This is a genomic window from Sphingomonas sp. LR55 (assembly GCF_036856015.1).
In the GTDB taxonomy this organism is placed as follows: domain Bacteria; phylum Pseudomonadota; class Alphaproteobacteria; order Sphingomonadales; family Sphingomonadaceae; genus Sphingomonas.
Genome location: NZ_JASPFO010000001.1, coordinates 605,001 through 627,443, shown reverse-complemented (window position 1 = coordinate 627,443; position 22,443 = coordinate 605,001). Strand labels below are relative to the sequence as shown.

Here is a 22,443-nt window from a genome sequence, read left to right as displayed (position 1 = left end):
CTGTAGCAGCTACAGGGTGCATATAGGGCGTCGCACGAAGAACACGAAGGGCGACGACCATGGCCTGCAACAGCTGCTGCGCATCATCCGGCAATGGGACTTCCGCCGATCCCAGGTGGAGGCGAGCGCTCTGGATCGCGCTCAGCGTGAACGGCGCGATGTTCGCCGCCGAGATAGTCGCCGGCGTAGCCGGGGATCGAAGGCGGTGCAGGCGGACGCACTCGACTTTCTCGGCGACAGCGCCAACTACGCGATCAGTCTCGGCGTGACCGGCATGGCCCTCGCCTGGCGCGCAAGGGCGGCGCTGCTGAAGGGAGTCACGCTCGCCATCCTCGGCGTCTACGTGCTGGCAACCGCTCTGTGGAGTGTCTGGCACGGGGGCACGCCGCAGGCCGGGATCATGGGCGTGGTCGGCGTGATTGCGTTGGTGGCGAACGCGGGCGTCGCGCTGATGCTATATCGCTATCGCACCGGTGACGCGAACATGCGTTCGGTCTGGATCTGCTCGCGCAACGACGCGATCGGTAACGTGGCAGTGGTGCTCGCCGCAGTCGGCGTGTTCGGGACCGGGACCGCCTGGCCAGACCTGATCGTAGCGGGCGTCATGGCCGTTCTCGGCATCAGCGGCGGCGTGCAGATCATCGTGCAGGCGCGATCCGAACTTGTCCCGAATGGACGGGGTTACACGGTGCCGGCGGAATGATAGGGAACGGCATGCGCAAGCTCGTGCCCTTCCTGGCGTGCCTGATGCTGGTCCTCACGACGTGGGCCGGCATGGCTCATGCCGCGGAAGCACGCGGCGTCGAGATGAGCCGGACCGAGATGGCCGCGCACGCCCCGGGCGATGGCGACGAAGTTCCTGCGGACGCGGACAAAGGCTACCCGCACCACCACGCGAGCTGCCACGAGCACCACGTGAACACACCGATGATCCGGACCACCATAAGCGCGGCCGTCGCGACATCGGCGATGCCGCTTGCACCGCCCAGTCGCACGTTGAGCGGTCACGTCACGGAAGCGGCCCTCCGACCTCCCCAGGCCTGACGCGTCGATCGGGCGCGCGCCGACGCGCGTCCGGGTCACCATCGTCAGGAGCACTCCATGTATCGCATCATCGCGGCCGTCCTGGCCGCAGGCGCCTGCGCATCGTCGCTGCAGGCCCAGACCGACCCGACCGCGGCCTCGTCGCCGGTCCTCACGCTCGCCGAAGCGCTCGACCGAGCGGGTGCCTCATCGCCCTTTCAGGATGTGGCTGCGGCCGGCATCCGTGCCGCCGAGGCCCAGCGCCGCGTCGCCGGTCTTCGCCCCAACCCGTCGATCGTCGGCGAGGCGGAAAACGTCGCAGGCACCGGCATCTATCAAGGACTGCGATCGTCGGAGACGACGCTCGGCCTCGCCCTGCCGCTCGAACTCGGCGGCAAGCGCGGAGCGCGCATCGCCGTCGCCGAGGCACAGATCGGACGCGCCGGTCTCCAGTCGGAGATCGCTCGCGCCGACCTGCGGCTGAGGGTCACACAGACCTACAATGCCGCCGCAGCCGCGCAGCGCCGGATGGCAATCGCACAGGATCAGGTCGGTATCGCTGCCGAAGTGCTTCGCGGGGCCCACGTGAGGGTTCAGGCCGGCCGCGCATCGCCGCTCGAGGAGCAGCGCGCCGACGTGGCGCGCATTGCAGCTGAAGGTGCGCTTGAACGGGCACGGCGCTCGGCAGAAGCGGCCTCCGGCAATCTTGCCCGGCTGCTCGACATGCCGGTGGGGCAGCTCGATCGCAGCTGGTTCGACGCGGTCCCTTCGACTGGCGCGATGCGACCGATCGCGACCTCCGGAACCCTCACGGTCGCAGCGGCGCGTGCCGACCTCGACACGGCGACCGCGCAGGTGCGTCTGGCGCGCAGCCAGAGGGTGCCCGACCTCACGGTCAGCGCAAGCGCACGGCGGCTGGAACAGACCAACGACGTCGCCGCAGTATTCGGCATCTCCATCCCCCTCAACGTCTTCAACAACGGGCGCGCGAACATGGCCGTAGCCGAGGCGCAACGCGAGCAGTCGGATGCTCTGCGACGGGTCGCGATGCTCGACGCCGACCAGGACGTGGCGACGGCTCGAGCCGATGCCGACAACGCCGCGACCACTGCGCGCAACGCCACCGGACCGGCGCTCGCCGCCGCCACCGAGGCGGCACGGATCGCCCGGATCGGCTACCGCGAAGGCAAGTTCGGGCAGCTCGATCTGCTCGATGCCGAACGCACGCTGCTCGAAACCCGGACGGCCGCGATCGACGCGCTGGCCGCCCTCCACGATGCCCAGGCACGCCTGGAACGCCTGACCGCCGCCGCACCGCTCCCCAAGGACGATCAACGATGAACCGCATACTGAAGGTCGCCATGCCGGCCGTCCTTACTCTCGCCATCGCTGGCTGCGGCCGCTCGGAGGCACCGGCCGACAATGCCGGCAAGGCCAACGAGAGCAAGGAGGCCGCCACCGGCGATCCGATGACCGCCAAGCTGTCAGCCCAGCAGATTGCCGATGCGGGCATCGAGGTCACCCGTCCAACCGTCGGCGGCGTCGCCGGCGCCATCGAGCTTCCCGCCACCATCGAGGGCGATCCTCAGGGCGTGCAGGTGGTATCGGCTGCCATCGGGGGACGCCTCGTCTCGCTCACGCGCAATCTCGGCCAGCCGGTCCGGCGAGGCGATACGCTCGCCATCATCGAGAGCCGTGAAGCCGCAAGCCTGAACGCCGAGGTGGAAGCCGCCCGCGCTCGCTCCTCGCTGGCCCAATCGAACCTGCGCCGCGAGCAGCGCCTGTTCGCAGAACGCGTGTCGCCCGAACAGGACCTCATCGCCGCCCGCACCGCCGCGACGGAGGCGAACATCGCGCTGCGTCTCGCCCGACAACAGCTGTCGGCAACCGGCGGCGGCGGCGGCGCCCTCAACCGCATCACGGTCCGCTCGCCGATTTCCGGTCAGGTGATCGCCCGGTCAGCGACACTTGGCCAGCAGATCGCTGCGGACGCCGAGATCTTCCGGGTCGCGAACCTTGCGAAGGTGTCGGTAACGATGTCGCTAGTGCCGGCGGATGCCGGCCGCGTCAGGCCTGGCGCACGCGTCGAGGTGACGTCGGCGGGGCGTCGACAGGAGGGTCGCGTGACCTTCGTTTCCCCGATCCTGGACGAAACCACCCGTCTAGTGCCGGTGATCGCCACCATCGACAACGCCGGCGGCACATGGCGGGTCGGCGAGAACGTCGGCGTTTCGGTGCTGCTGCCCGCCACTGGCGATCGCAGCGTCGCCGTGCCATCGGCCGCCGTTCAGATGATCGGCGACAAGCCGCATGTCTTCGTCCGCACGCCGTCGGGCTTCAAGGCTACACCCGTGACGCTCGGCCGGACAAACGGCGGTTCGGTCAGCGTCACCGCAGGCCTGACCGGTGAGGAGCGCATCGCATCCACTAACTCGTTCACGCTCAAGGCCGAACTCGGCAAGAGCGAAGCGAAGGACGAGGACTAGGCCATGCTCGCCCGCATCGTAACCTTCGCCGTCGAGAAGCGATGGCTCGTCCTGCTGCTGACGATCGCCGCGGCACTCGCCGGGGTGTTCGCAATCCAACGGCTGCCGATCGACGCTGTACCCGACATCACGAACAACCAGGTGCAGATCAACGTCGTCGCACCTGCGCTCTCGCCCGACCAGATCGAGAAGCAGGTCGCCTTCACCGTGGAGACCGCACTCGCCGGCATCCCCGGCCTCGAATACACGCGTTCCCTCAGCCGCAACGGCTTCGCTCAGATCACCGCCGTCTTCGACGAGAAGACCGACATCTACTTCGCGAGGGCGCAGGTCGCCGAACGCCTTCGCACGGCGGAGGAGAACCTGCCCGAGGACGTGAACCCGGAGATGGGGCCGATCGCTACCGGGCTCGGCGACATCTTCATGTGGACGGTAGAATACCGCGAGCTCGACCAGGTCAACCACCGCAACGGTGAGCCGGGCCTGCAGAAGGACGGCAGCTACATCACGCCGGAGGGCGACCATCTCGTCGATCCCGCGGACAAAGCGACCTACCTTCGCACCGTTCAGGACTGGATCGTCACGCCGCAGCTGAAGAGCAGCGCAGGCCTCGCGGGCGTCGATAGCCTCGGCGGCTACACCAAGCAGTATCTGGTCGTCCCCGACATCCAGCGCATGGCGGCGATGAAGATCACTCTGCAGGATCTCGCCATCGCGCTGGAGCGCAACAACACCAGCGCCGGTGCTGGCGTCGTAAACCGCAACGGCGAAGGGCTTGCCGTTCGGGCGGATGGCCGCGTGCGCAACGCCGACGAACTGGCGCGGACGGTCGTGGCCACGCGCGAGAGCGTGCCGATCCTGCTCAGCCAGATCGCCACGGTCCGCACCGGACAGGCGCTGCGCATGGGTTCGGCATCCGAGAACGGCCACGAGGTCGTCGTCGGCACCGCGGTCATGCGGATCGGTGAGAACAGCCGCACCGTGTCCACCGGCGTCGGCGAACGACTGAAGGAAATTGGCCGCGCGCTGCCGGTCGATGTTGTGGTCAAGCCGGTGCTCAACCGCACCGAGCTGGTCAACTCGACCATCGCCACCGTCACGCGCAACCTCGCAGAGGGGGCACTGCTCGTCATCGTCGTACTCTTTGCGCTGCTCGGCAATTTCCGCGCGGCGCTGATCGCAGCGCTGGTCATTCCAATCACGATGCTGCTGACGAGCGTCGGCATGCTCCGCGCGGGTGTCTCGGCCAATCTGATGAGCCTCGGCGCACTCGACTTCGGCCTGATCGTCGATGGTGCCGTGATCATCGTCGAGAACGCGTTGCGGCGGCTCGGCGATGCCCAGCACGGCCGCACCGAACCGCTGCCGATCCGGCAACGCCTCGATCTGGTCGCGGCATCGGCGCGCGAGATGATCCGCCCGTCCGTCTACGGCCAGGCGATCATCATCCTCGTCTATGCGCCACTGCTCACCTTCACGGGTGTCGAGGGCAAGATGTTCGAGCCGATGGCGCTGACCGTCATCATCGCGCTGGTGTTCGCCTTCATCCTGTCGATGACGTTCGTGCCCGCCGCGATCGCCATTTGGCTGAGCCGATCCGTCGACGAGAAGGAGAGCCGGATCATCGGCTGGCTCCGTCGCCGCTACGAACCAGGTCTCGGAAAGGCGATGAGGCGGCCGAGCGTCACGCTAGGCGTCGCGGTCGGTGCACTGGCACTTGCCGGCATCGCGTTCACGACGCTGGGGCAGGAGTTCCTGCCGCAGCTCGACGAGGGCAACATCCTCGTCCAGGCCGTCCGTATTCCCGGGACCTCGGTCGACCAGAGCCAGGCGATGCAGTTCCAGGTCGAGAAGATGCTCGCCCGGCAGCCCGAGGTGCGCTTCGCCTTCTCGCGCACGGGGACGTCGGAAATCGCGTCCGACCCGATGCCGCCCAACGCCACCGACACCTTCGTCATCCTGAAGCCGCGTGCCGAGTGGCCCGACCCCGGCCTGAGCAAGGAGGAATTGGTGGAGCGGATGGAAAAGAGGCTCTCGACGCTGCCCGGCAACGCCTACGAGATCACTCAGCCGATCCAGATGCGCTTCAACGAGCTGATCGCGGGCGTCCGGGGCGACATCGCCGTGAAGGTGTTCGGTGACGACTTCGGCGGCATGAACGCCGCCGCCGGCCGCATTGCCGAAATCCTGCGCGAGACCCGCGGTGCCGTCGACGTACGGGTCGAGCAGACCGAAGGGCTGCCGATGCTCGACATCCGCCCCAACCGCATGGCGATGTCGCGGATCGGCGTCACCGCCGGTGACGTGCAGGATACGGTCGCGGCGGCTATCGGCGGTCGCCAGGCCGGTGTGATCTTCGAGGGCGATCGCCGCTTCCCCGTGGTCATCCGCCTGTCGGAGGCATCGCGGTCGGACCTGACCGAGGTGGCTCAGGTGCCGGTACCGACCTCCGCCGGCGGCTTCGTGCCGCTGTCCACGGTCGCCGACATCGCGGTCGTCGACGGACCGAACCAGATCAGCCGCGAGAACGGTAAACGCCGCGTGGTCGTTCAGGCGAACGTCCGGGATCGCGACGTCGCCGGCGTGGTGGCCGACGCCCGTGCCGCCATAGACGCGAAGGTGAAGATGCCCCCGGGCACGTATGTCGAATGGGGCGGGCAGTTCGAGAACCTCGCTTCGGCACGCGACCGGCTGCTGCTCGTCGTTCCCGTCTGCTTCGCGGTCATCATGCTGCTGCTTTACGGGGCGCTTGGCTCGGTACGCGATGCGGTGATCGTCTTCACCGGCGTTCCGCTGGCGCTGGTCGGTGGCGTGCTGGCGCTGACGCTGCGGGGAATGCCGTTCTCGGTCTCGGCAGCCGTCGGCTTCATCGCGCTCTCCGGCATCGCCGTCCTCAACGGCCTCGTCATGGTGTCGTCCATCCACGACCTGATGGCGCGCGGCATGGACCGGGTGCAGGCCGCCCATGATGGGGCACTCGCCCGTCTGCGGCCGGTCGCCATGACCGCGCTAGTCGCCAGCCTCGGCTTCGTGCCGATGGCGCTCGGCCACGGTGCGGGCGCGGAGGTGCAGAAGCCGCTGGCGACGGTCGTCATCGGTGGGTTGATCTCGGCGACGCTGCTGACGCTGTTCGTCCTGCCGACGCTCTACGCCCGCTTCGGCGGGTGGCGGCGCGCCGACACGAAACCCGCAACCACATACGAGGAGGCGCATTATGCCGCATGACCACGGCCAAGCCGGACACTCGCACGATCACACGGCAGGAGCCAACGCCAAGATGCTCGGCTGGGCACTCGCCCTGACCTCCACCTATCTCGTGGCGGAGGTGATCGGCGGCATCGTCTTCAACAGCCTCGCCCTTCTTTCCGACGCCGCCCACATGATGACCGACGTCGCGGCGCTGGTGATCGCGCTGCTGGCGATCAGACTGTGACGCAAGGCGCCGGACGAGAAGCGGACGTTCGGCTACCGACGCTTCGAGATCCTCGCTGCCGCCTTCAACGCGGTGCTGCTGTTCGGCATCGCGATCTACGTATTCGTGGAGGCGATCCGGCGGTTCACCGAACCACAGGAGATCCAGTCCTGGGGGATGATGATCGTCGCGGCGATCGGTCTGGTCGTGAACCTCATATCCATGCGGCTGCTGACCGCCGGCAAAGATGCGAGCTTCAACGTAAAGGGCGCGTATCTCGAAGTCTGGGCCGACATGATCGGCTCGATCGGAGTCATCGCAGGCGCCGCGGTGATCCACTTCACCGGCTGGGCCTGGATCGATCCCCTGGTTGCGGTGGCGATCGGCCTCTGGGTGCTGCCGCGCACCTGGATCCTACTTCGCGATACCACCAACGTGCTGCTCGAGGGCGTTCCATCCAGTCTGCGACTGACCGAGGTTCGCTCCGCCATCGCGGCGGTGCCGGGAGTGGCCGGGCTCCACGACCTACACGTCTGGTCGATGTCGAACGACGACGTCAGCTGCACGGTACACGTGACGCTGGGACAGGGCTGCGATCCGGATCCCGTTCGTCTCGGCGTCGCGGCCATGCTGGACCAGCGCTTCGACATCTCGCACGTCACTGTGCAGACCGAGGCGCGGGGCGAACCATGCGGAGACGGGCATGAGGTCCATGCCTGAAGACGCTCCGCCGGGACGAAGGCCGCCCCGACGTTGGTCGGAAGAGGATGACGACGATCTACGCCGGCGCATCGCCGCCCGTCAGGAGATCAGTGACATCGCGCGGGCTGAATCGTACGGCAGACGGCATCCGCGGCCGAGCGGCGTCGCTTCGTCTGAGACTGCCGGGGCGGAACAGGCCTTGGCGTATTAACGGCGGTACCGTCCCGGACGCTCAGGGCTGAGCGGCGGAGGCACCAGCCTCCGCCGGCAGCATCACTTGGATGGCATCTTCATGCCCGACATGTCGTGGCCGGCATTGTCGCCACCCTTCATGTCCTTGCAGCAGTCGCCCTTGCCGTCCTTGCAGCAGTCCGCGCCGTCCTTGCAGCACGTCTTGTCGGCGCAGCAGTCGGCTGCCGCGAACGCGGTTGCAGGGACGAGTGCGAGCGCGATGGCCGCACCGATGAACTTGATCGTCTTCATATAGGCCTTCCTCGAATTACGTGATCGTCGATGTCGTCAATCGATCACGCGGTTCGCGGAGGAGGCGGAGATGGGGCGCCGGACAAACCTTCCAGCTGAGCATACGACGCCGGCACGTATCGGGCTGATCGAGACATCGGTTCGGCGACGATGGACTGGCGATCCACCTCGATTGCCAGGCACGCGCCAGCACATGCGCCGATGGTCGCCTTCCCTTCGATTCTGACGGACCGGCACCGGTCGGTCGCAGTCGGACATGGCAACGTGTCCGGAGGCCGGCGTCGCTGCCATGGCCATCGACTCGCACAGCGGGCCCATGCGCACCAACATCATCATGGCGAGCATGAGGAGCGCCGATGCGCGGATGATGCGACGCAGCGTCATGCCCCTTTAATAGTACGGTTTCCTGAACGCGACCAGTACGATCAGTCCGCTCGGACAAGCGGCACTTCGTCGATGCGCGTCGTCCATGCCGGGGATCGGTTCTCCGCCCGCATCTTCCAGTCGCGCCTGAACCCCTGCGCCGCCGGCACGGCGGTGAACTTGCCGAACTTCCCGTTCACCTCGTCGAGCGCCGTCATCAGCCGATCGCGTCGGTCCGTATCGCCTTCGAACAAGGTCCGCGGTCGTAGCTCTGCAGCGATCAGGTCGTCGAGCATGATGCCCGCCTTGGTGTAGGCGTAGCCGTCACGCCAAGCCGCCTCGACGCCTCGCCGGGCGGCCGCCAGCAGCTCGAGCGAGTCCGCAGTCATAGGCTGGAGCGCCATACGCCTGGCACCCTGATACTGACCGGCCCCGGTCTTGAAACGATTGGTATGGAAGAAGACGGTCAACTGACCGGCGACCAGACCATGCTGACGCAGCTTCTCGCCTGCCCGCATGGCATACTGGGCGACGGCGCCCATCAGCGTCTCGATGTCGTGCACGGGCGTCCCGAAGCTCCGCGTCACCGCCATGCCCTTGCGCTGCGGCTCGATCATCTCGACTGCGCTGGCCGGAACGCCCTGCAGTTCGGCGACGAGGCGTTCCAGCACGACGGTGCCGAGGCTACGAGCCTGCTTCATCTGCATGTCCCGGATCTGGCCGGCGGTAGTGACCCCGAGCTCGGCGAGCTTCGTCGCCGTCGCACGGCCGACGCCCCAGACGTCAGCAGCCGGAAAACGATCGAGAACCCACGACCGCAGCACGGGATCGCGCAGATCGGCGACGCCGTCGAACAGGGGTTCTTCTTCGCTGCTGCGTTCGCGAGCTTGGCCAGCGTCTTGGTTGGCGCAATGCCCACGCACGTCGGGATCGTAGTCCAGCGCTGTACCTGGTCGCGCATGGCGTTCGCATGCTCGACGAGATTGCGGCCGGCGAACGGTTCGAGATCGAGGAATGTCTCGTCGATCGAGTAGATTTCAACCTCGCTGGCGAAATCCTCGACGGCCGCCACGACCCGGCGCTGCATGTCGCCATACAACGTGTAGTTCGACGACCGTACGACCACGCCGTGCTTCGTCAGACGGTCGCGGATGAGGTGGATGGGGTCCCCCATCTTCACGCCCAAGGCCTTCGCCTCGCTGGATCGCGCGATCGCGCAGCCGTCGTTGTTGCTGGCGACGACGACCGGTACACCCGTCAGACTGGCGTCGAAGGCGCGCTCGCAACTAACGTAATAGTTGTTGCAGTCGATGAGCGCGATCGTGCTCACCTGCGGTATCGCCTGGCCAACGCCACGACGACGCCCCAGACCTCGACCGTCTCATCGACGATGATCCGATCGTAACCCTCCGCCTCCGGCACCAGCCACAGACGACCGGCCGATCGTCGCAGCCGCTTCATCGTTCGGCTGCCGTCGACCAGCGCGACGACTATGTCGCCGGGACGCGCTTCGATCGCTCGGCTGACCACAACCATGTCACCGTCGGCAATGCCGGCATCGACCATCGAGTGGCCCGCCACCCGCATCACATAGCTCGCCGCCGGGTGATCGATTAGCCACGAGGCCAGATCGATCGGTTCGTCCATATCGTCCTGCGCAGGCGACGGGAAGCCGGCGGGCGTCGTCTCAACGAGCATCCGCGCCTCGGTGGGCACCAGTTCGAACGGCACTTCGTAGAGCGTCAGCATCATCGTTCTCGCCAAGGTCATGCCACGTTGTAGGACGAAGAGAACAGTTAGGGAACAGTCCATGATGCGGCTTGTCATGGCTGGGTCGCTCGCTACCCTCATCGCGATCGTCAGGACCAAACCTGCGGCACGCCGGGAGATTTGAATTTGAAGCTCTTTCGGGATGCCCGCACACTGAAGGGAAAATCCATCAGCTCGCTGAAGACCGCGATGACGGCCTTTAACAGCTACGACGACGAAGGGCGCGTTACGATGGTGCTAATGCACCTCCAGCATGCATGTGAGATGCTGCTCAAGGCGGTACTCGTTCAGCGGAAGGTGAAGGTATTCGACCGCGAGAGCGGCATGTCGATCAGCTTTGACCGCTGCGTCAGGCTCTGTTCGTCCGACCACGGACTCCTCTCGGATGAAGCCGGCATCATGCGGACGGTCGACAGTCTGCGGAACGCCGCACAGCACTGGTTCCTGTTTCATTCGGAGGACCTGCTTTACCTCCACACCCGCGCGTTGATCACCGCCTTCGATGCCTACCTGAAGCGAACCTTCGAGACAGATCTCTACTCCCATATTCCGCCACGCGTCCTTCCCGTCTCGACCAAGCCGCCTGGGGATTTCGACTTCTTGATCGATCGGGAATACCAGCTCATCGGCGAACTGTTGGAGCCCGGCCGGCGGAAACGCGACGAAGGACGTGGTCGTATTCGCTCAATGCTCGCGATGGAAGCGATGGTCGCTGATCATGTGGAAGTGTCGGAACGTGACATCGACCGGATTGAAAAAGCGGTGCGAGCCAAGCAGGCGATCGCGGACGTTTTCCCGCGATTGACGACGATTGGGACGAGCACGGAAGGTGAAGGCACAACCTTCACGGTCAAGTTCTCGAAAAGGAAGGTGCGCCGGTGCGCTTCGTCGACGGCGACGATCCTGCGGCCGCAGCTGCAATCCGAGAAGTCGACCTACAGAAGCGCTTCCATCTGCGCCCGAAGAGTCTCGCTCAACGGCTGGGTATCAACACAAACAAGGCGAAGGCGATGCGTGATCTGCTTGGGATCGACCACGACCCTGCATGCCATCACGTTTTCGAATTCGACGGTACCCGGGTGCCGAGCTATTCCGACAACGCCGTACGTCGCATGCGAGAGGCTATCGATGGCGGACGCATGGACGAAGCATGGACTGCATGGACCGTCGCAAGGCAGGGCGGCTGACCGCCATATGGTGTACGAACGAGACGGAAGATCACTGTGAAATAACACTCTAACGCGTTCTGCAGCGCGGAGAGCGGCTAGATCAACGCTGCCTGTACCATGCTCGCGCTTCCGCGTCGGACCAGGAAATCGTCCTTCGGCGTGCGGACAGTACCTGCGGGCCATGTCGGAAACTCGAGAATGTCCATCTTGCGATAATCGTTGGCGATGCGCTTCAAGTCCTTCAAGCGTATAACATGCCTGGTCAGAACAACGGGCCAGACGGCGTCCCATCGGACGCCTGGCCCGCCCTGCGGCACCTGCGTCCGCAGAAGGTCGCCGGCTTGCTGCTCCTCCGCGACGAGCGAGATCGAACTTCTATCCGGCCCCATGTCGTTCGTGGACGCAAGCAGTTCGAACTGGCCTGTTCGGTTCGCCTTGCCTTCCAGCTTGCGTCGACCACGCAGTTCGCTCTGAACCGTGAGCGACGCGACATGACAGTCGCGAAAAACCTCGACGCCCTTTGGTCGTCGGGTGGCGTAAACCAAGAAATATAACGTCCGGTCCTTGGTCGGCTTGAGCACGTCGATGTCCGACACAAACCGATAGCCGCCCACGTCGGCGAGTGCAGCCCGAAACTCCTCGACCAGTACCCCCTTGCGCGCGTCGGATATCCGATGGCCTACGACATGCGACGAGGTCTCTCGATCAATGGATCTGATCCGTGAGCGCCAGTCCCGCCCAGGGATCAGCCCGTCCAGCTGCGCCGCAATCACAGGGTCGTCAGATAGCGCAAAGCGGTTGATGAAGTCGAACATGAAGTTGAACACGACCTCGCAGTTATTGCGCGAGATCAAAGGACGAAGTGCTTCGAGATCGACTGACCAGCCCTTCGGGTCGATGAGGACGAACGAAAACGCCTTGGGCGATATCTGATTCGCGATGTGTCCGGCTATGGTCGGGAAGCTCTCATTATGAGCGACGATCGTGACGTCTGGGAACATGTCCTGAAGGGCGCCCAGCTTCGAGAAGGCCTTCTTGTTGGTCTCGACGAGGTGAGCCGTCATTCGCACATTTCTGCGCTGCGATGGGTCGGCCATGGTAGCCCAAGTCTGCTTCGCCAAGGTCAATGCCCTCAGCGCAATGCCGAACGACGTATCCTCGAATTGCTCACCCTGGTTTTTCCAAGGTCCGGAAAATCCGTCGACATAGACGATCTCCTCGAAGCCGCTGGCAACCTTGAAGATCAGGCTCTGGAGATAATCGGCCAGGAAGTGATGCTTCACATACGCCTGTTCGCGCCCCCCGTAGTTCGCCAGATCCAGCGCCATCAGGCGGCCCTCGACGCAACCGGCGCAGGAAGCTCGTTCCACTCGCGGCCATCGAGATTGCGGCCACCGGTCTTCGGCCGGATACCGCCCCACTGCTTGAAGAAGAACGCCACATCCTGATCCGCGCACTGGTCGCGTATCTCTCGCGCCCACTCGATTGCCATCGGCCTCGCACCCGGCCCGCTCTCCCCCGGCAATCACCCAGTGGATGCCAGCAAGATCGACCTGCCCGACCGCGCCAATCAGTGGCTCGATCGACAGGAAACGAACTGCGGCAGGTGCCTGCTGGAGATGCTGAATACGCGCCCTCGACTTGCTATTCTCGACCGACACACCAAGCCAGATGTGCGCCGGCGGCGGTGCAGTACGATAGCGGCGCTTCAGATAATCGCGCATGAGCGAACTGCGCTTCGTCAGGACCTGGAAGACGTGCCAGTCTGCCTTCTCCATGGTGTCGAACACGCTGTCTATGAACGGCCGCGGCACGTCCTTGTGGAACAGGTCGCTCATGGAATTCACGAAGATCATCCGCGACCGCTTCCACGCCAGCGGCTGTTCGATACGTTCTGGTCGCAGGGTCAGGTCGAAACCGTTTTCGAACGGGTGCCCAGGCACTCCACGCCAGCGTTCCGAGAACCTCGCTGCGTAGCAGTTGTCACACCCAGCGGTGATCTTGGTACAGCCCGTTACCGGGTTCCACGTCGCGTCGGTCCACTCGATTGCACTACCATCAGCCATCGTAATCACGCCTTCGAGAACGAACCGTGAATCTGCCATATTGCAATCCACGACGCAATGAATTTGGCAGTTGAACATGGCATTTTGAGGGGCCGTCAACCGCTTTTCGCTAGACAGATTGCGAGCCGGATACCCATATTTACTGCTCCGACGGCAAGGCGTCGGCGGAGTGAGATCAGTGGGGAAACGTCCGGGATACGACTGGATACTCGGCGGCGACCTTCCGGAGCTTGGTCATCACAGCGTAGCGAAGCACGAAGTTTTTGACCGGTACATCGCGGCCTACATACGCACATTGACCCGCAACCATCTCAAGCGTGCCCTGAACCTCACGATCATCGACGGCTTCTGCGGTGGGGGTCGGTACAGCCTCGACGGCACCGAGGTGGACGGCTCACCGCTTCGCATGCTGGCCGCCGTTGAGCGGGCACAGGCGGAGCTCAGCGCCGCAAGAGCAATGGGCTTCGAAATCAAGGCCGACTTCGTCTTCATCGACGACAACCCGAACCACATCGAGTTCCTGCGCGATCTCCTCCAGCGACGTGGTCATGGAAGTCGCATCGGGCATGACATCAGGATCATACGGTCGACGTTCGAGAATGCCTACCCAACCGTCATTGAGGCGATTCAAAAAAGGGCCGTGCTCATCGCTCGCTCTTTTTCTCGATCAGTACGGCTGGAGCGACGTGACGTTCGCGACCGTGCGGAACATCATGAGGCAGCTGGCCAATCCCGAGGTGATCCTGACCTTCATGGTCGATAACCTGGTGAACCTGCTTCACGAGCGCATGTCGGATTTCCGCGCTCTGACCGCGATTGATTATGACCGGGAAGACATTAGGGCTCTCATGGCGTTGAAGCAGCAGAAGGGCTGGAAGCGGATCATCCAGAACACCGTCTACAGTCATATACAAGAGCGAACGGGTGCAGCGTTCTACACCCCTTCTTTATCCATCCCGAAAGGTCGAACCGCGACTACTGGCTCATTCACCTGTCCAAGCACCACCAGGCTCGCGAGGAGATGGGCAAGGTGCATTGGGGCATGGAGAACACCTTCGAGCACTTCGGACGTACCGGCTTCAATGCACTCGGATTCATTCCCGGCGTCGACGTGCGCGAGGACAACTTCGACTTTGGCTTCAACGACAATGCTCGGACGCGATCGGAGATGGCGGTGTTGGATCAGCTACCCCGCCTCATCCATGCCAGCACGAAGAGCGGAGGTCCGCCGCTCACCAAGCAGCAGATTTTCATCTCCCGGTGCAACGACACGCCGGTCACCGGCGACATCGTCGATAGTCGCCTCGCGCTACTGCGCGAGGAAAAGGAGATCGTGATCACCGCTTCAGACGGATCAGTCCGCCGGTCGGTCAGGCAGTTCGCGTGGGACGATCGTATCGAACCAGTCAAGGAACCCAGCCTATTTTCCATCCTCGGCCAGCATGCTGCCTGACCTCTGCGTCAAGATGTTCGCGTGTGGAGGGATGGCTAGGTAGCGAGCCGGTCTGCAGGCCTGACCGCTGATCGAGTTTGGCGAACGCCGGGGTCCATCCTAGAACGACCATAAAATGACGGACGGACGACAGATCAGCGGCGCGAAACCACATGCCTTTGGCCACGGGCAGCATGGCCCGTCGGGCGCGGATCACCGCGGCGCAACGCCGCAGCGGAACAGAGGCCTGTCACCGGCCGACGAACAGGCGCTGTCCGCGGCGCTGGCGCGTACGCCGGACGACCTGCTTTGCGAACTGCGTGCGGCCTGGGACATGCCAGCCGAACGCCCTATTCGGGTGGTCGGACGGCTGACGCTGACGTTCCGCGGAAGCGACGGCGCAGATATGGTCTTCCTGAACGACCTCGAGCACCCCGAGACGGGTACGAAGCTCGAGTATCCGACTATCGCGGGCACGCCGAAGACCGGAACAGCACCCGTCATGGCGTTCGTACCGCAGGGGATTTCGCACGACATTGCTCCCGCGAGCCTGCTTGCGGCTGGACAGCAGTGGGCCATGGCAGAGGTGGAACTCTCGTCCGTCCAGCAACGCAAGAAACACGGTAACCCGTTGAGCGTGGTCGTACGCCCGGGAACCGTGCGTCTGCTCACCCAGATTCCGGAGGAGTGGGAAGTCCAGGTGCTCGGATCGGAATCGGTACGGCGCATCTTCACCTCGTCTCGTGACCGTATCGGGGAGCAAATTCGCAAGACCATCCTTGCCGGCGAAGAGCAACTGCGTCAGCGACACGAAGAAACCCAGAGGTTGCTCAGCGATCTAGCGGTCAGCAGACGACAGGCCGAGAACGATGCCAGCAGGCTGATCGCCGATCTGGACCAGGAACTGGCCGCGCACCGGTCGAGCGGCGACGCTGCACGACAGGAAGCTGCCGAACTCCAGCGTCGGCTGGCAGCGGAAATCGATCATTTCGAACGACACCAACGGCAAATCCAGGAAGAGACGCAGCTCATGCAACTTCGACACCGTCAGCTGAAGGAGCTGCTGACCGAGAAGCGGGATCGCCTGATTGCGCTCGGCCTCGTCGATGCGTCGGACATCGATGCGGTGATGCCGGAAGACGAAAGCGGGAACGACGATCGGCCAGGCGTCGGGTTCGCCGAGGCGCTGGACGGTAACTTCGGTCTCCTCGCACCCGTTCTGCAGGTCCAGCTACAGAAGAAGGGCCTGCTCTACACCCAGGCGCTGCTTCGCGACTTCCTCGCTCTGCTGCGCACGCGTGACCTCGTCGTCCTTGCCGGCGACTCCGGTTCGGGCAAGACCAGCCTAGTGCGCGCGGTTGCCGAGGCGATCGGCGGCGTATGCACCGTCGTGCCCGTCAAGCCGAACTGGACGGGACCCGAGGATCTCCTCGGATACTACAATCCCATGGAGCGCAGCTATCAGGCGACATCGTTCCTCGTCGCGCTGCAGGCCGCAGCGCGCCAGCCGGAGGTCCCCCACTTCATCTGCCTGGACGAGATGAACCTCGCGCGGGTGGAACACTATTTCGCCGACTTCCTCAGCCTGCTCGAGCAGCGCACCGACCTGCCGACGATCCAGCTCTATACCGCAGACGAGGAACGTCACGTCGTCGTCGAGCAGGGGCTGTTCCTTCACGTCGAGGCGGAGGCGCGGCAGCGAGCCGGGCTCGACGACACGGCGACGTTCGAGGAAATCCTGAGCGACGATCGGGCGAACGCCGAGCTTCACCGCCTGAGCGGGCTCGCCGATACGGAGTCGGTGCTGCTGCATCACGCCCGCCTGCGTCGGTCGCTCGCGGCGCAGATGCGCATGCCGACGTCCCTGACCATGCCGGGGAATGTCTGGATCTTCGGCGCCGTCAACATGGACGAGACGACACATCAGCTGTCGCCCAAGGTGCTCGACCGCGTGCACGTGCTGCGGTTCGGCAATCCGATGCTGGCCGACTGGGACGCGATCGAAACCGAGATCGACAAGGCCGCCGACACGCTGCCCGCCGATCTGCCGTCGGTGCTGATCCGATCGGACGAGATCGGGCTTCGCAAGGACTATCCCGCCTTCGATCGCGTCGACGGGAACGTGACGTTCCTTTCCGAGATTTCGCGCCGGTACCTCGATCCACTCGGGGTGGAGTTCGGTCTCCGGGCGATCCGGCAGGCGCAGGGCTATATCGCCGCGGCCGGTGCAGCGGGCCTGAGCCAGGACGAGGCGCTGGACAACGTCGTCAGGCACAAGGTCCTGCCAAAAATGGCGTTCGACACTGCTCGTCCGTCGGGCAGCGGTCGCGCCCGGCAGGAAATCCTAGTCGATCTGCGCGGCGAACTGGCGAAACGCTTCGAGGGCACGAACGTCGACATGAGCGCGAGCAGCGTCGCCGAACTCGACCGGATGATCCGCCTCGCTGAAGGCAACAACGGCATCGTCAACTACTGGCTGCGCTGAACGGCAAATGGACGTGCTGGCGCACCATCTCGAGATCGACTGGGAGTCGGAGGGCATCGCCCGTCGCGTGACGGTATCCACCTATCCCATCGAGATCGAGACCGGTCCCGATGGCGCGATGCATCTCGAGACGGCGATCTTCCGCGACTTCGCGCCATGGCTAGGCCTGCGCCTATCGGGCGATCTCGCCCGGATCGAACCGGCGACGATCACCGCTCAGAACGATCGCGTGCCGTGGATGGCTGTGGTCGACGAGCATGGCGACACATGGTGGATCCCGTCGACAGGGTGGAATAGGCAGAGTGGCCGGCACATGTCGGAGATGCACCGCTCGTTCGGCTCGTTCGTCGTCGAACTCGGTCCGCGGCGGAACCTGATGATCGACGCCGTGGCGCTCGAGCTCGATCGGGCGCATGCGCAGGAATACCTCGACGATTTCGCAGACGAGCTGATCTGGCTTGCCGTCGGGCAGCCGACCGGCGCGACCGGCCAGATCGGTTCCGACTACAGCCGCGAACTCGTTGATGCGCTAGAGGACTTCACGAAGGCTGCGATGCGCGTGCTCGACCATCCCGCACGGGACATCCGCGAAGTGATCGAGCTGGCGTCCTCCGCCCGCCTGCGCCCCAGCGCGGAGACATTCCGGGCAGCCATGCGACGTCCCGGCGCCCGGATGTATCCCGGACGCACGGCACGAGAGAGCGCCGACGTACCGGAGAACCGCTATATCAGGGGCATGGTGGAGCACTGTCGTCGCCTGGCCGATTCCGTGGCGCGATCGTCAGGTCGCCATCAGGGGCACCTCGCAGCGCGATCCGCGCGAGAATGTCCGCGCAGCGCAGCTTCTGGCAACCGGCGAGATCGTGATCGACCCGGTCGTCTTCGACAACCAGATCGCGGACATCCGGCGGCTCATGGATGCCATCGGCGACTGGAGGAGCGACACGACCTCGACCCCGCACGAAGGTCGCGAATACCGGTTCACGGTCGGGGGCGAGTACACGGGCGGAAAAGGCGAGCTGCTCTATCGGAATGTCGACGTCCAGGTCAGTCGAGATGACGGCTTCGGGGTCAGCGTGCTGAAGCTGCCGGACACACTGCACGATCTGGTAGCAGAGGCCTTCCATGTTGATCGGGCGATCCACCTCAACCTCGTGGGGCGGGCGACCGTTGGTACGTTCCCTAGACGAGCAGGCAAGCCGGGTCGCAGGGCGACCTTCGACAGGGTGGACGGGGTAAGCGCTCGTTCGCCCACACTGGAGAGAAGAGAAGCCCTGCGCAGCCGCTATGAACGCAATGGATGGCGCCGCGCTATCACAAGCAAGGAGCGGGTGGAGTACCGCTCGGAAGCGCGCACGGCGCAGGCGCGTGCTGCGCGGCTTCAGGAAGGGGCCGACCTCGGCGCGGACATTCATTCTCGACTTCGTGTAGTCGGTGCGGGGCTCGGTCGTCAGAACGACGACTGGGCCGTCCTGAAGGTGGAATCCAGCACTGCATTCCCGATGGGCATGCGGTTTGTCCAGAACCCCGTGTATGCAGCGGCCCTCGCTGCGTTCCACAAGGTGACCGAGCTGGAGCGGCGTACAGGCATCGGAGCCGATGCGCTGGACCGGCTGGGCCGCATCAACACGCTGCACGCCAGCGCGCTGTACGAGCGCTGGTGCCTGGTGAAGATCATCGCCGTCCTCGCTCAGGACTTCGGGTTCGTCGCCCAGGGGGACTGGGTCGGACGCATCGTGACCGCTGTCTGCGGTCCCGGCGGCGCGGACGGCAAGGGGTTGTCGCTCGACTTCCGGCGACCTCACCCCGACGTCGCTGCTCGTCTCGATGTCGAGCCGGTTCTGGCGAACGGCCGGCGTCCGGACTTCCGCCTTCGTTTCTCTATCAGCAGATCGGCTCCTGCGCGCCAGATCGAGCGGGAGAGAGCGAGGTCTATCTTCCAGGATCTGGCCCCGCGGCAGTCCGGGCTCGTCATGGACGCGAAGTTCCGAACCCGGTGGAAACGCGACGAGCTCGCCGACATGCTGACGCTGCTGGTGGAAAAGAAAAAGTACGGGCAGGACGGCGACCGCGTGTTTATTCTGCAGCCTGCACGGAATGCCGTCGATCACCGCACGTCGCCCCTGGGATGGGGGCCCGACAGCGACTATGGGCAGGCCTCGCCGACCGACCATGCGCGCGGCAGCATTCAGCTCGCGGCAGATGCCGTTTCGAGCGGGTCGTCGCTGACCAACCTGCGACGACTGATCGCGCTGGGGCTTCAGGACGTATTCCCCGAACCACGGTCCGAGGAGCTGAACGGCGCCGAAGGCCGGGTCGAGATATGCCGGTCGACCGACAGCTTCTGCATCAGCTGCGGCAAGGCCCACGAGCCAGCCGACGTCACGCCGGATCGGACGGAAGCCGGCAACCGGAAATGGTACTTCAAGTGCTCGGACTGCGGCGGAGCTACCATGGAAACGCACTGTTACGGCTGTGGAAAAACGCTCTACAAGAACGGTCTACAGATGACCTACCACCTAACCGTCGCCGATCAGATCTCGAACGTCGTATGTCAGGGATGTGGCTCGGGTTTCTGACTTGGCTCCCTTAGCGTGCGGTACAATCGACACAGAAAAAGAATCGAGTGATTTACAGGCGGTAGGCTAACCCATTGATCTTGCGATGCGTCAAACCCGCTTTTTTTACAGCAAAACGGCTCGACAATTAGCCTTAAAAGTAAGCACAAAAAAACCCGCTAAGTCGTTCGACTTACGGGCTTTTCGGTTTGGTTGCGGGGACAGGATTTGAACCTGTGACCTTCAGGTTATGAGCCTGACGAGCTACCGGGCTGCTCCACCCCGCGACGGTTCTCGTTGGAGAACGTGGGTAGAAGACATGGTGAATGGGTTTTAAGCGTTCTGTGTTACGTATCGTCGCACGGGCTTCAATGCCTGGCGACGACCTACTCTTCCATCGCTTGAGCGATAGTACCATTGGCGCGGTCGGGTTTCACGGCCGAGTTCGGAATGGGATCGGGTGGGACACCGACGCTATAGCCACCAGGCAATGGAGCCGGTGCGACGATACGTTGGGGAATGCTTTGGGTACCCCGTCGGCGCTTTCGCTGAGACGGGGCTTAAAATCGATACCGTGCACATATTGGTTGCCAGCCTCTCGGAACACCGAGTGCTGGTGTATTTGTAGTTGGTACCAATCCCTCGACGGCGAGGGGATTGGCAATCTGGCGTCGTCTTAATCATCCGCACGCATCGTTTGTCGCTACTGGTGACCCAGTGTTGTCATTGATGGTGTGAGACTCTCAAGCGCGAATAGAGCAATTAGTATCGGTTAGCTCCATGCGTTACCGCACTTCTACATCCGATCTATCAACGTCGTGGTCTCCGACGGCTCTATGAAATCTTATCTCGAGGGAGGCTTCCCGCTTAGATGCTTTCAGCGGTTATCCCGTCCATACATAGCTACCCAGCTGCGCTCCTGGCGGAACGACTGGTACACCAGAGGTATGTTCAACCCGGTCCTCTCGTACTAGGGTCAACTCCTCTCAAATTTCGACGCCCACGGCAGATAGGGACCAAACTGTCTCGCGACGTTCTGAACCCAGCTCACGTACCACTTTAATTGGCGAACAGCCAAACCCTTGGGACCTGCTCCAGCCCCAGGATGTGATGAGCCGACATCGAGGTGCCAAACAACCCCGTCGATATGAGCTCTTGGGGGTTATCAGCCTGTTATCCCCGGCGTACCTTTTATCCGTTGAGCGATGGCCCTTCCACGAGGGACCACCGGATCACTATGACCGACTTTCGTCTCTGCTCGACTTGTCAGTCTCGCAGTCAGGCGGGCTTATGCCATTGCACTCTAACAGACGGTTTCCGACCGTCCTGAGCCCACCATTGCGCGCCTCCGTTACTCTTTAGGAGGCGACCGCCCCAGTCAAACTACCCGCCACAGAGGGTCCCTGTTCCGGCTTACGGAACGAGGTTAGACATCAGAAACAAACAGGGTGGTATTTCACCTATGGCTCCACATCAGCTGGCGCCGATGCTTCAAAGCCTCCCACCTATGCTACACAGTTTCTTCCTAATGCCACTCTGAAGCTGCAGTAAAGGTGCACGGGGTCTTTCCGTCTAACCGCGGGTACTCCGCATCTTCACGGAGAATTCAATTTCGCTGAGCATGTCCTGGAGACAGTGGGGAAGTCGTTACGCCATTCGTGCAGGTCGGAACTTACCCGACAAGGAATTTCGCTACCTTAGGACCGTTATAGTTACGGCCGCCGTTTACCTGGGCTTCATTTCAGAGCTTGCACCCCTCCACTTAACCTTCAGGCACCGGGCAGGCGTCAGGCCCTATACGTCGTCTTGAAGCCGACTTAGCAGAGCCCTGTGTTTTTGCTAAACAGTCGCTACCCCCTGGCCTGTGCCCCCTCAAAGTGCTTGCGCATAGTGAGGGCCTCCTTCTTCCGAAGGTACGGAGGCAATTTGCCGAGTTCCTTCAGGACACTTCTCTCAAGCGCCTTGGTATACTCTACCTGACCACCTGTGTCGGTTTCGGGTACGGTCTATACGGTGGGGCTATTTCCTGGAACCATTTCGAAGCCATCCCAATCCGATAAGGGATGACAACACACATGATCCGTCACACACCACCAGGCCCACGAATATTAACGTGGTTCCCATCGACTACCCCCTTCGGGCTCGTCTTAGGGGCCGGCTCACCCTGCGCGGATTAGCCTTGCGCAGGAACCCTTGGTCTTTCGGCGAGAGGGCATCTCACCCTCTTTATCGCTACTCATGTCTGCATTCGCACTTCCGATACCTCCACGACCCATTACCAGATCGCTTCACAGGCTTACGGAACGCTCCGCTACCGCGTACCACATAAGTGGCACACCCTAAGCTTCGGCACGTATCTTGAGCCCCGTTACATCTTCGCCGCAGGACCTCTTGTTTAGACCAGTGAGCTGTTACGCTTTCTTTAAAGGATGGCTGCTTCTAAGCCAACCTCCTGGTTGTTTTGGAAGTCCCACATGCTTTCCCACTTAGATAC

Annotated in this window: 14 protein-coding genes, 1 tRNA gene, 2 rRNA genes and 2 pseudogenes (1 of these 19 cut by a window edge); 11 read left to right on the top strand and 8 right to left on the bottom strand. The window is 63.5% G+C overall.

Annotated features, from left to right (window positions below):
• Window positions 1–59: 59 nt before the first annotated feature.
• From QP181_RS03140 to QP181_RS03115, 6 genes and pseudogenes are all read left to right on the top strand, one after another.
• Window positions 60–703, top strand: a pseudogene (locus tag QP181_RS03140) (cation efflux transmembrane domain-containing protein).
• Between the two features lie 11 nt (window positions 704–714).
• Complete coding sequence (locus QP181_RS03135) at window positions 715–1,044, top strand: hypothetical protein (RefSeq protein WP_333927555.1); 330 nt, start codon at window positions 715–717, stop codon at window positions 1,042–1,044.
• Between the two features lie 57 nt (window positions 1,045–1,101).
• The gene (locus QP181_RS03130) at window positions 1,102–2,364 is read left to right on the top strand and encodes a TolC family protein (RefSeq protein WP_333927554.1); all 1,263 of its coding nucleotides are present in this window, start codon (window positions 1,102–1,104) and stop codon (window positions 2,362–2,364) included.
• Entirely contained in the window at window positions 2,361–3,509 is a 1,149-nt protein-coding gene (locus QP181_RS03125) for an efflux RND transporter periplasmic adaptor subunit (RefSeq protein WP_333927553.1), read from the top strand. The genes QP181_RS03130 and QP181_RS03125 overlap by 4 nt, the downstream gene beginning before the upstream one ends.
• Before the next feature lie 3 nt (window positions 3,510–3,512).
• The gene (locus QP181_RS03120; protein WP_333927552.1) at window positions 3,513–6,734 is read left to right on the top strand and encodes an efflux RND transporter permease subunit; all 3,222 of its coding nucleotides are present in this window, start codon (window positions 3,513–3,515) and stop codon (window positions 6,732–6,734) included.
• Window positions 6,724–7,641, top strand: a pseudogene (locus tag QP181_RS03115) (cation diffusion facilitator family transporter). Before QP181_RS03120 ends, QP181_RS03115 begins: the two are co-directional and overlap by 11 nt.
• Window positions 7,642–7,896: 255 nt before the next feature.
• Here the strand turns inward: QP181_RS03115 and QP181_RS03110 are convergent.
• The 4 genes from QP181_RS03110 to QP181_RS03095 form a co-directional block, all read right to left on the bottom strand.
• Window positions 7,897–8,106 carry a hypothetical protein gene (locus tag QP181_RS03110; RefSeq protein WP_056475053.1) on the bottom strand — a complete coding sequence of 70 codons (210 nt, stop codon included), beginning with the start codon at window positions 8,104–8,106 and terminating at the stop codon, window positions 7,897–7,899.
• 425 nt (window positions 8,107–8,531) lie between these two features.
• On the bottom strand, window positions 8,532–9,170 hold the full coding sequence (locus QP181_RS03105) for a DinB/UmuC family translesion DNA polymerase (protein WP_333927550.1): 639 nt from the start codon (window positions 9,168–9,170) through the stop codon (window positions 8,532–8,534).
• Complete coding sequence (locus tag QP181_RS03100) at window positions 9,167–9,799, bottom strand: Y-family DNA polymerase (RefSeq protein WP_333927549.1); 633 nt, start codon at window positions 9,797–9,799, stop codon at window positions 9,167–9,169. Before QP181_RS03100 ends, QP181_RS03105 begins: the two co-directional genes overlap by 4 nt.
• Window positions 9,796–10,239: a LexA family protein gene (locus QP181_RS03095; protein WP_333927548.1), complete on the bottom strand. Its 444-nt coding sequence runs from the start codon at window positions 10,237–10,239 to the stop codon at window positions 9,796–9,798. The genes QP181_RS03100 and QP181_RS03095 overlap by 4 nt, the downstream gene beginning before the upstream one ends.
• Window positions 10,240–10,359: 120 nt before the next feature.
• On the opposite strand from QP181_RS03095, the gene QP181_RS03090 reads away from it, so the two are divergent.
• Window positions 10,360–11,466, top strand: coding sequence for a DUF8611 domain-containing protein (locus tag QP181_RS03090; RefSeq protein ID WP_333927547.1), 1,107 nt, complete (start codon window positions 10,360–10,362; stop codon window positions 11,464–11,466).
• A gap of 37 nt (window positions 11,467–11,503) precedes the next feature.
• Here the strand turns inward: QP181_RS03090 and QP181_RS19880 are convergent, their stop codons facing one another.
• Window positions 11,504–13,474, bottom strand: coding sequence for a DUF5131 family protein (locus QP181_RS19880; protein ID WP_443027512.1), 1,971 nt, complete (start codon window positions 13,472–13,474; stop codon window positions 11,504–11,506).
• A gap of 178 nt (window positions 13,475–13,652) precedes the next feature.
• On the opposite strand from QP181_RS19880, the gene tcmP reads away from it, so the two are divergent.
• The 4 genes from tcmP to QP181_RS03060 all read left to right on the top strand — a co-directional run bounded on the left by tcmP (window position 13,653) and on the right by QP181_RS03060 (window position 19,970).
• Window positions 13,653–14,237: a three-Cys-motif partner protein TcmP gene (gene tcmP / locus QP181_RS03075; RefSeq protein WP_333927545.1), complete on the top strand. Its 585-nt coding sequence runs from the start codon at window positions 13,653–13,655 to the stop codon at window positions 14,235–14,237.
• Between the two features lie 258 nt (window positions 14,238–14,495).
• Window positions 14,496–14,927: a hypothetical protein gene (locus QP181_RS03070; protein ID WP_333927544.1), complete on the top strand. Its 432-nt coding sequence runs from the start codon at window positions 14,496–14,498 to the stop codon at window positions 14,925–14,927.
• Between the two features lie 115 nt (window positions 14,928–15,042).
• Window positions 15,043–17,391: an McrB family protein gene (locus QP181_RS03065; protein ID WP_333927543.1), complete on the top strand. Its 2,349-nt coding sequence runs from the start codon at window positions 15,043–15,045 to the stop codon at window positions 17,389–17,391.
• An 863-nt stretch (window positions 17,392–18,254) separates the two neighbouring features.
• Window positions 18,255–19,970 (top strand): hypothetical protein, encoded by a 1,716-nt coding sequence (locus tag QP181_RS03060; protein ID WP_333927542.1) that lies wholly within the window; start codon window positions 18,255–18,257, stop codon window positions 19,968–19,970.
• A gap of 189 nt (window positions 19,971–20,159) precedes the next feature.
• On the opposite strand, the gene QP181_RS03055 is transcribed toward QP181_RS03060, so the two are convergent.
• The 3 genes from QP181_RS03055 to QP181_RS03045 form a co-directional block, all read right to left on the bottom strand.
• Window positions 20,160–20,236 (bottom strand) — tRNA-Met (locus QP181_RS03055).
• Between the two features lie 86 nt (window positions 20,237–20,322).
• A 5S ribosomal RNA gene (gene rrf, locus QP181_RS03050) occupies window positions 20,323–20,437 on the bottom strand.
• 254 nt (window positions 20,438–20,691) lie between these two features.
• Window positions 20,692–22,443 (bottom strand): 23S ribosomal RNA (locus tag QP181_RS03045) (it continues 1,044 nt past the right edge of the window).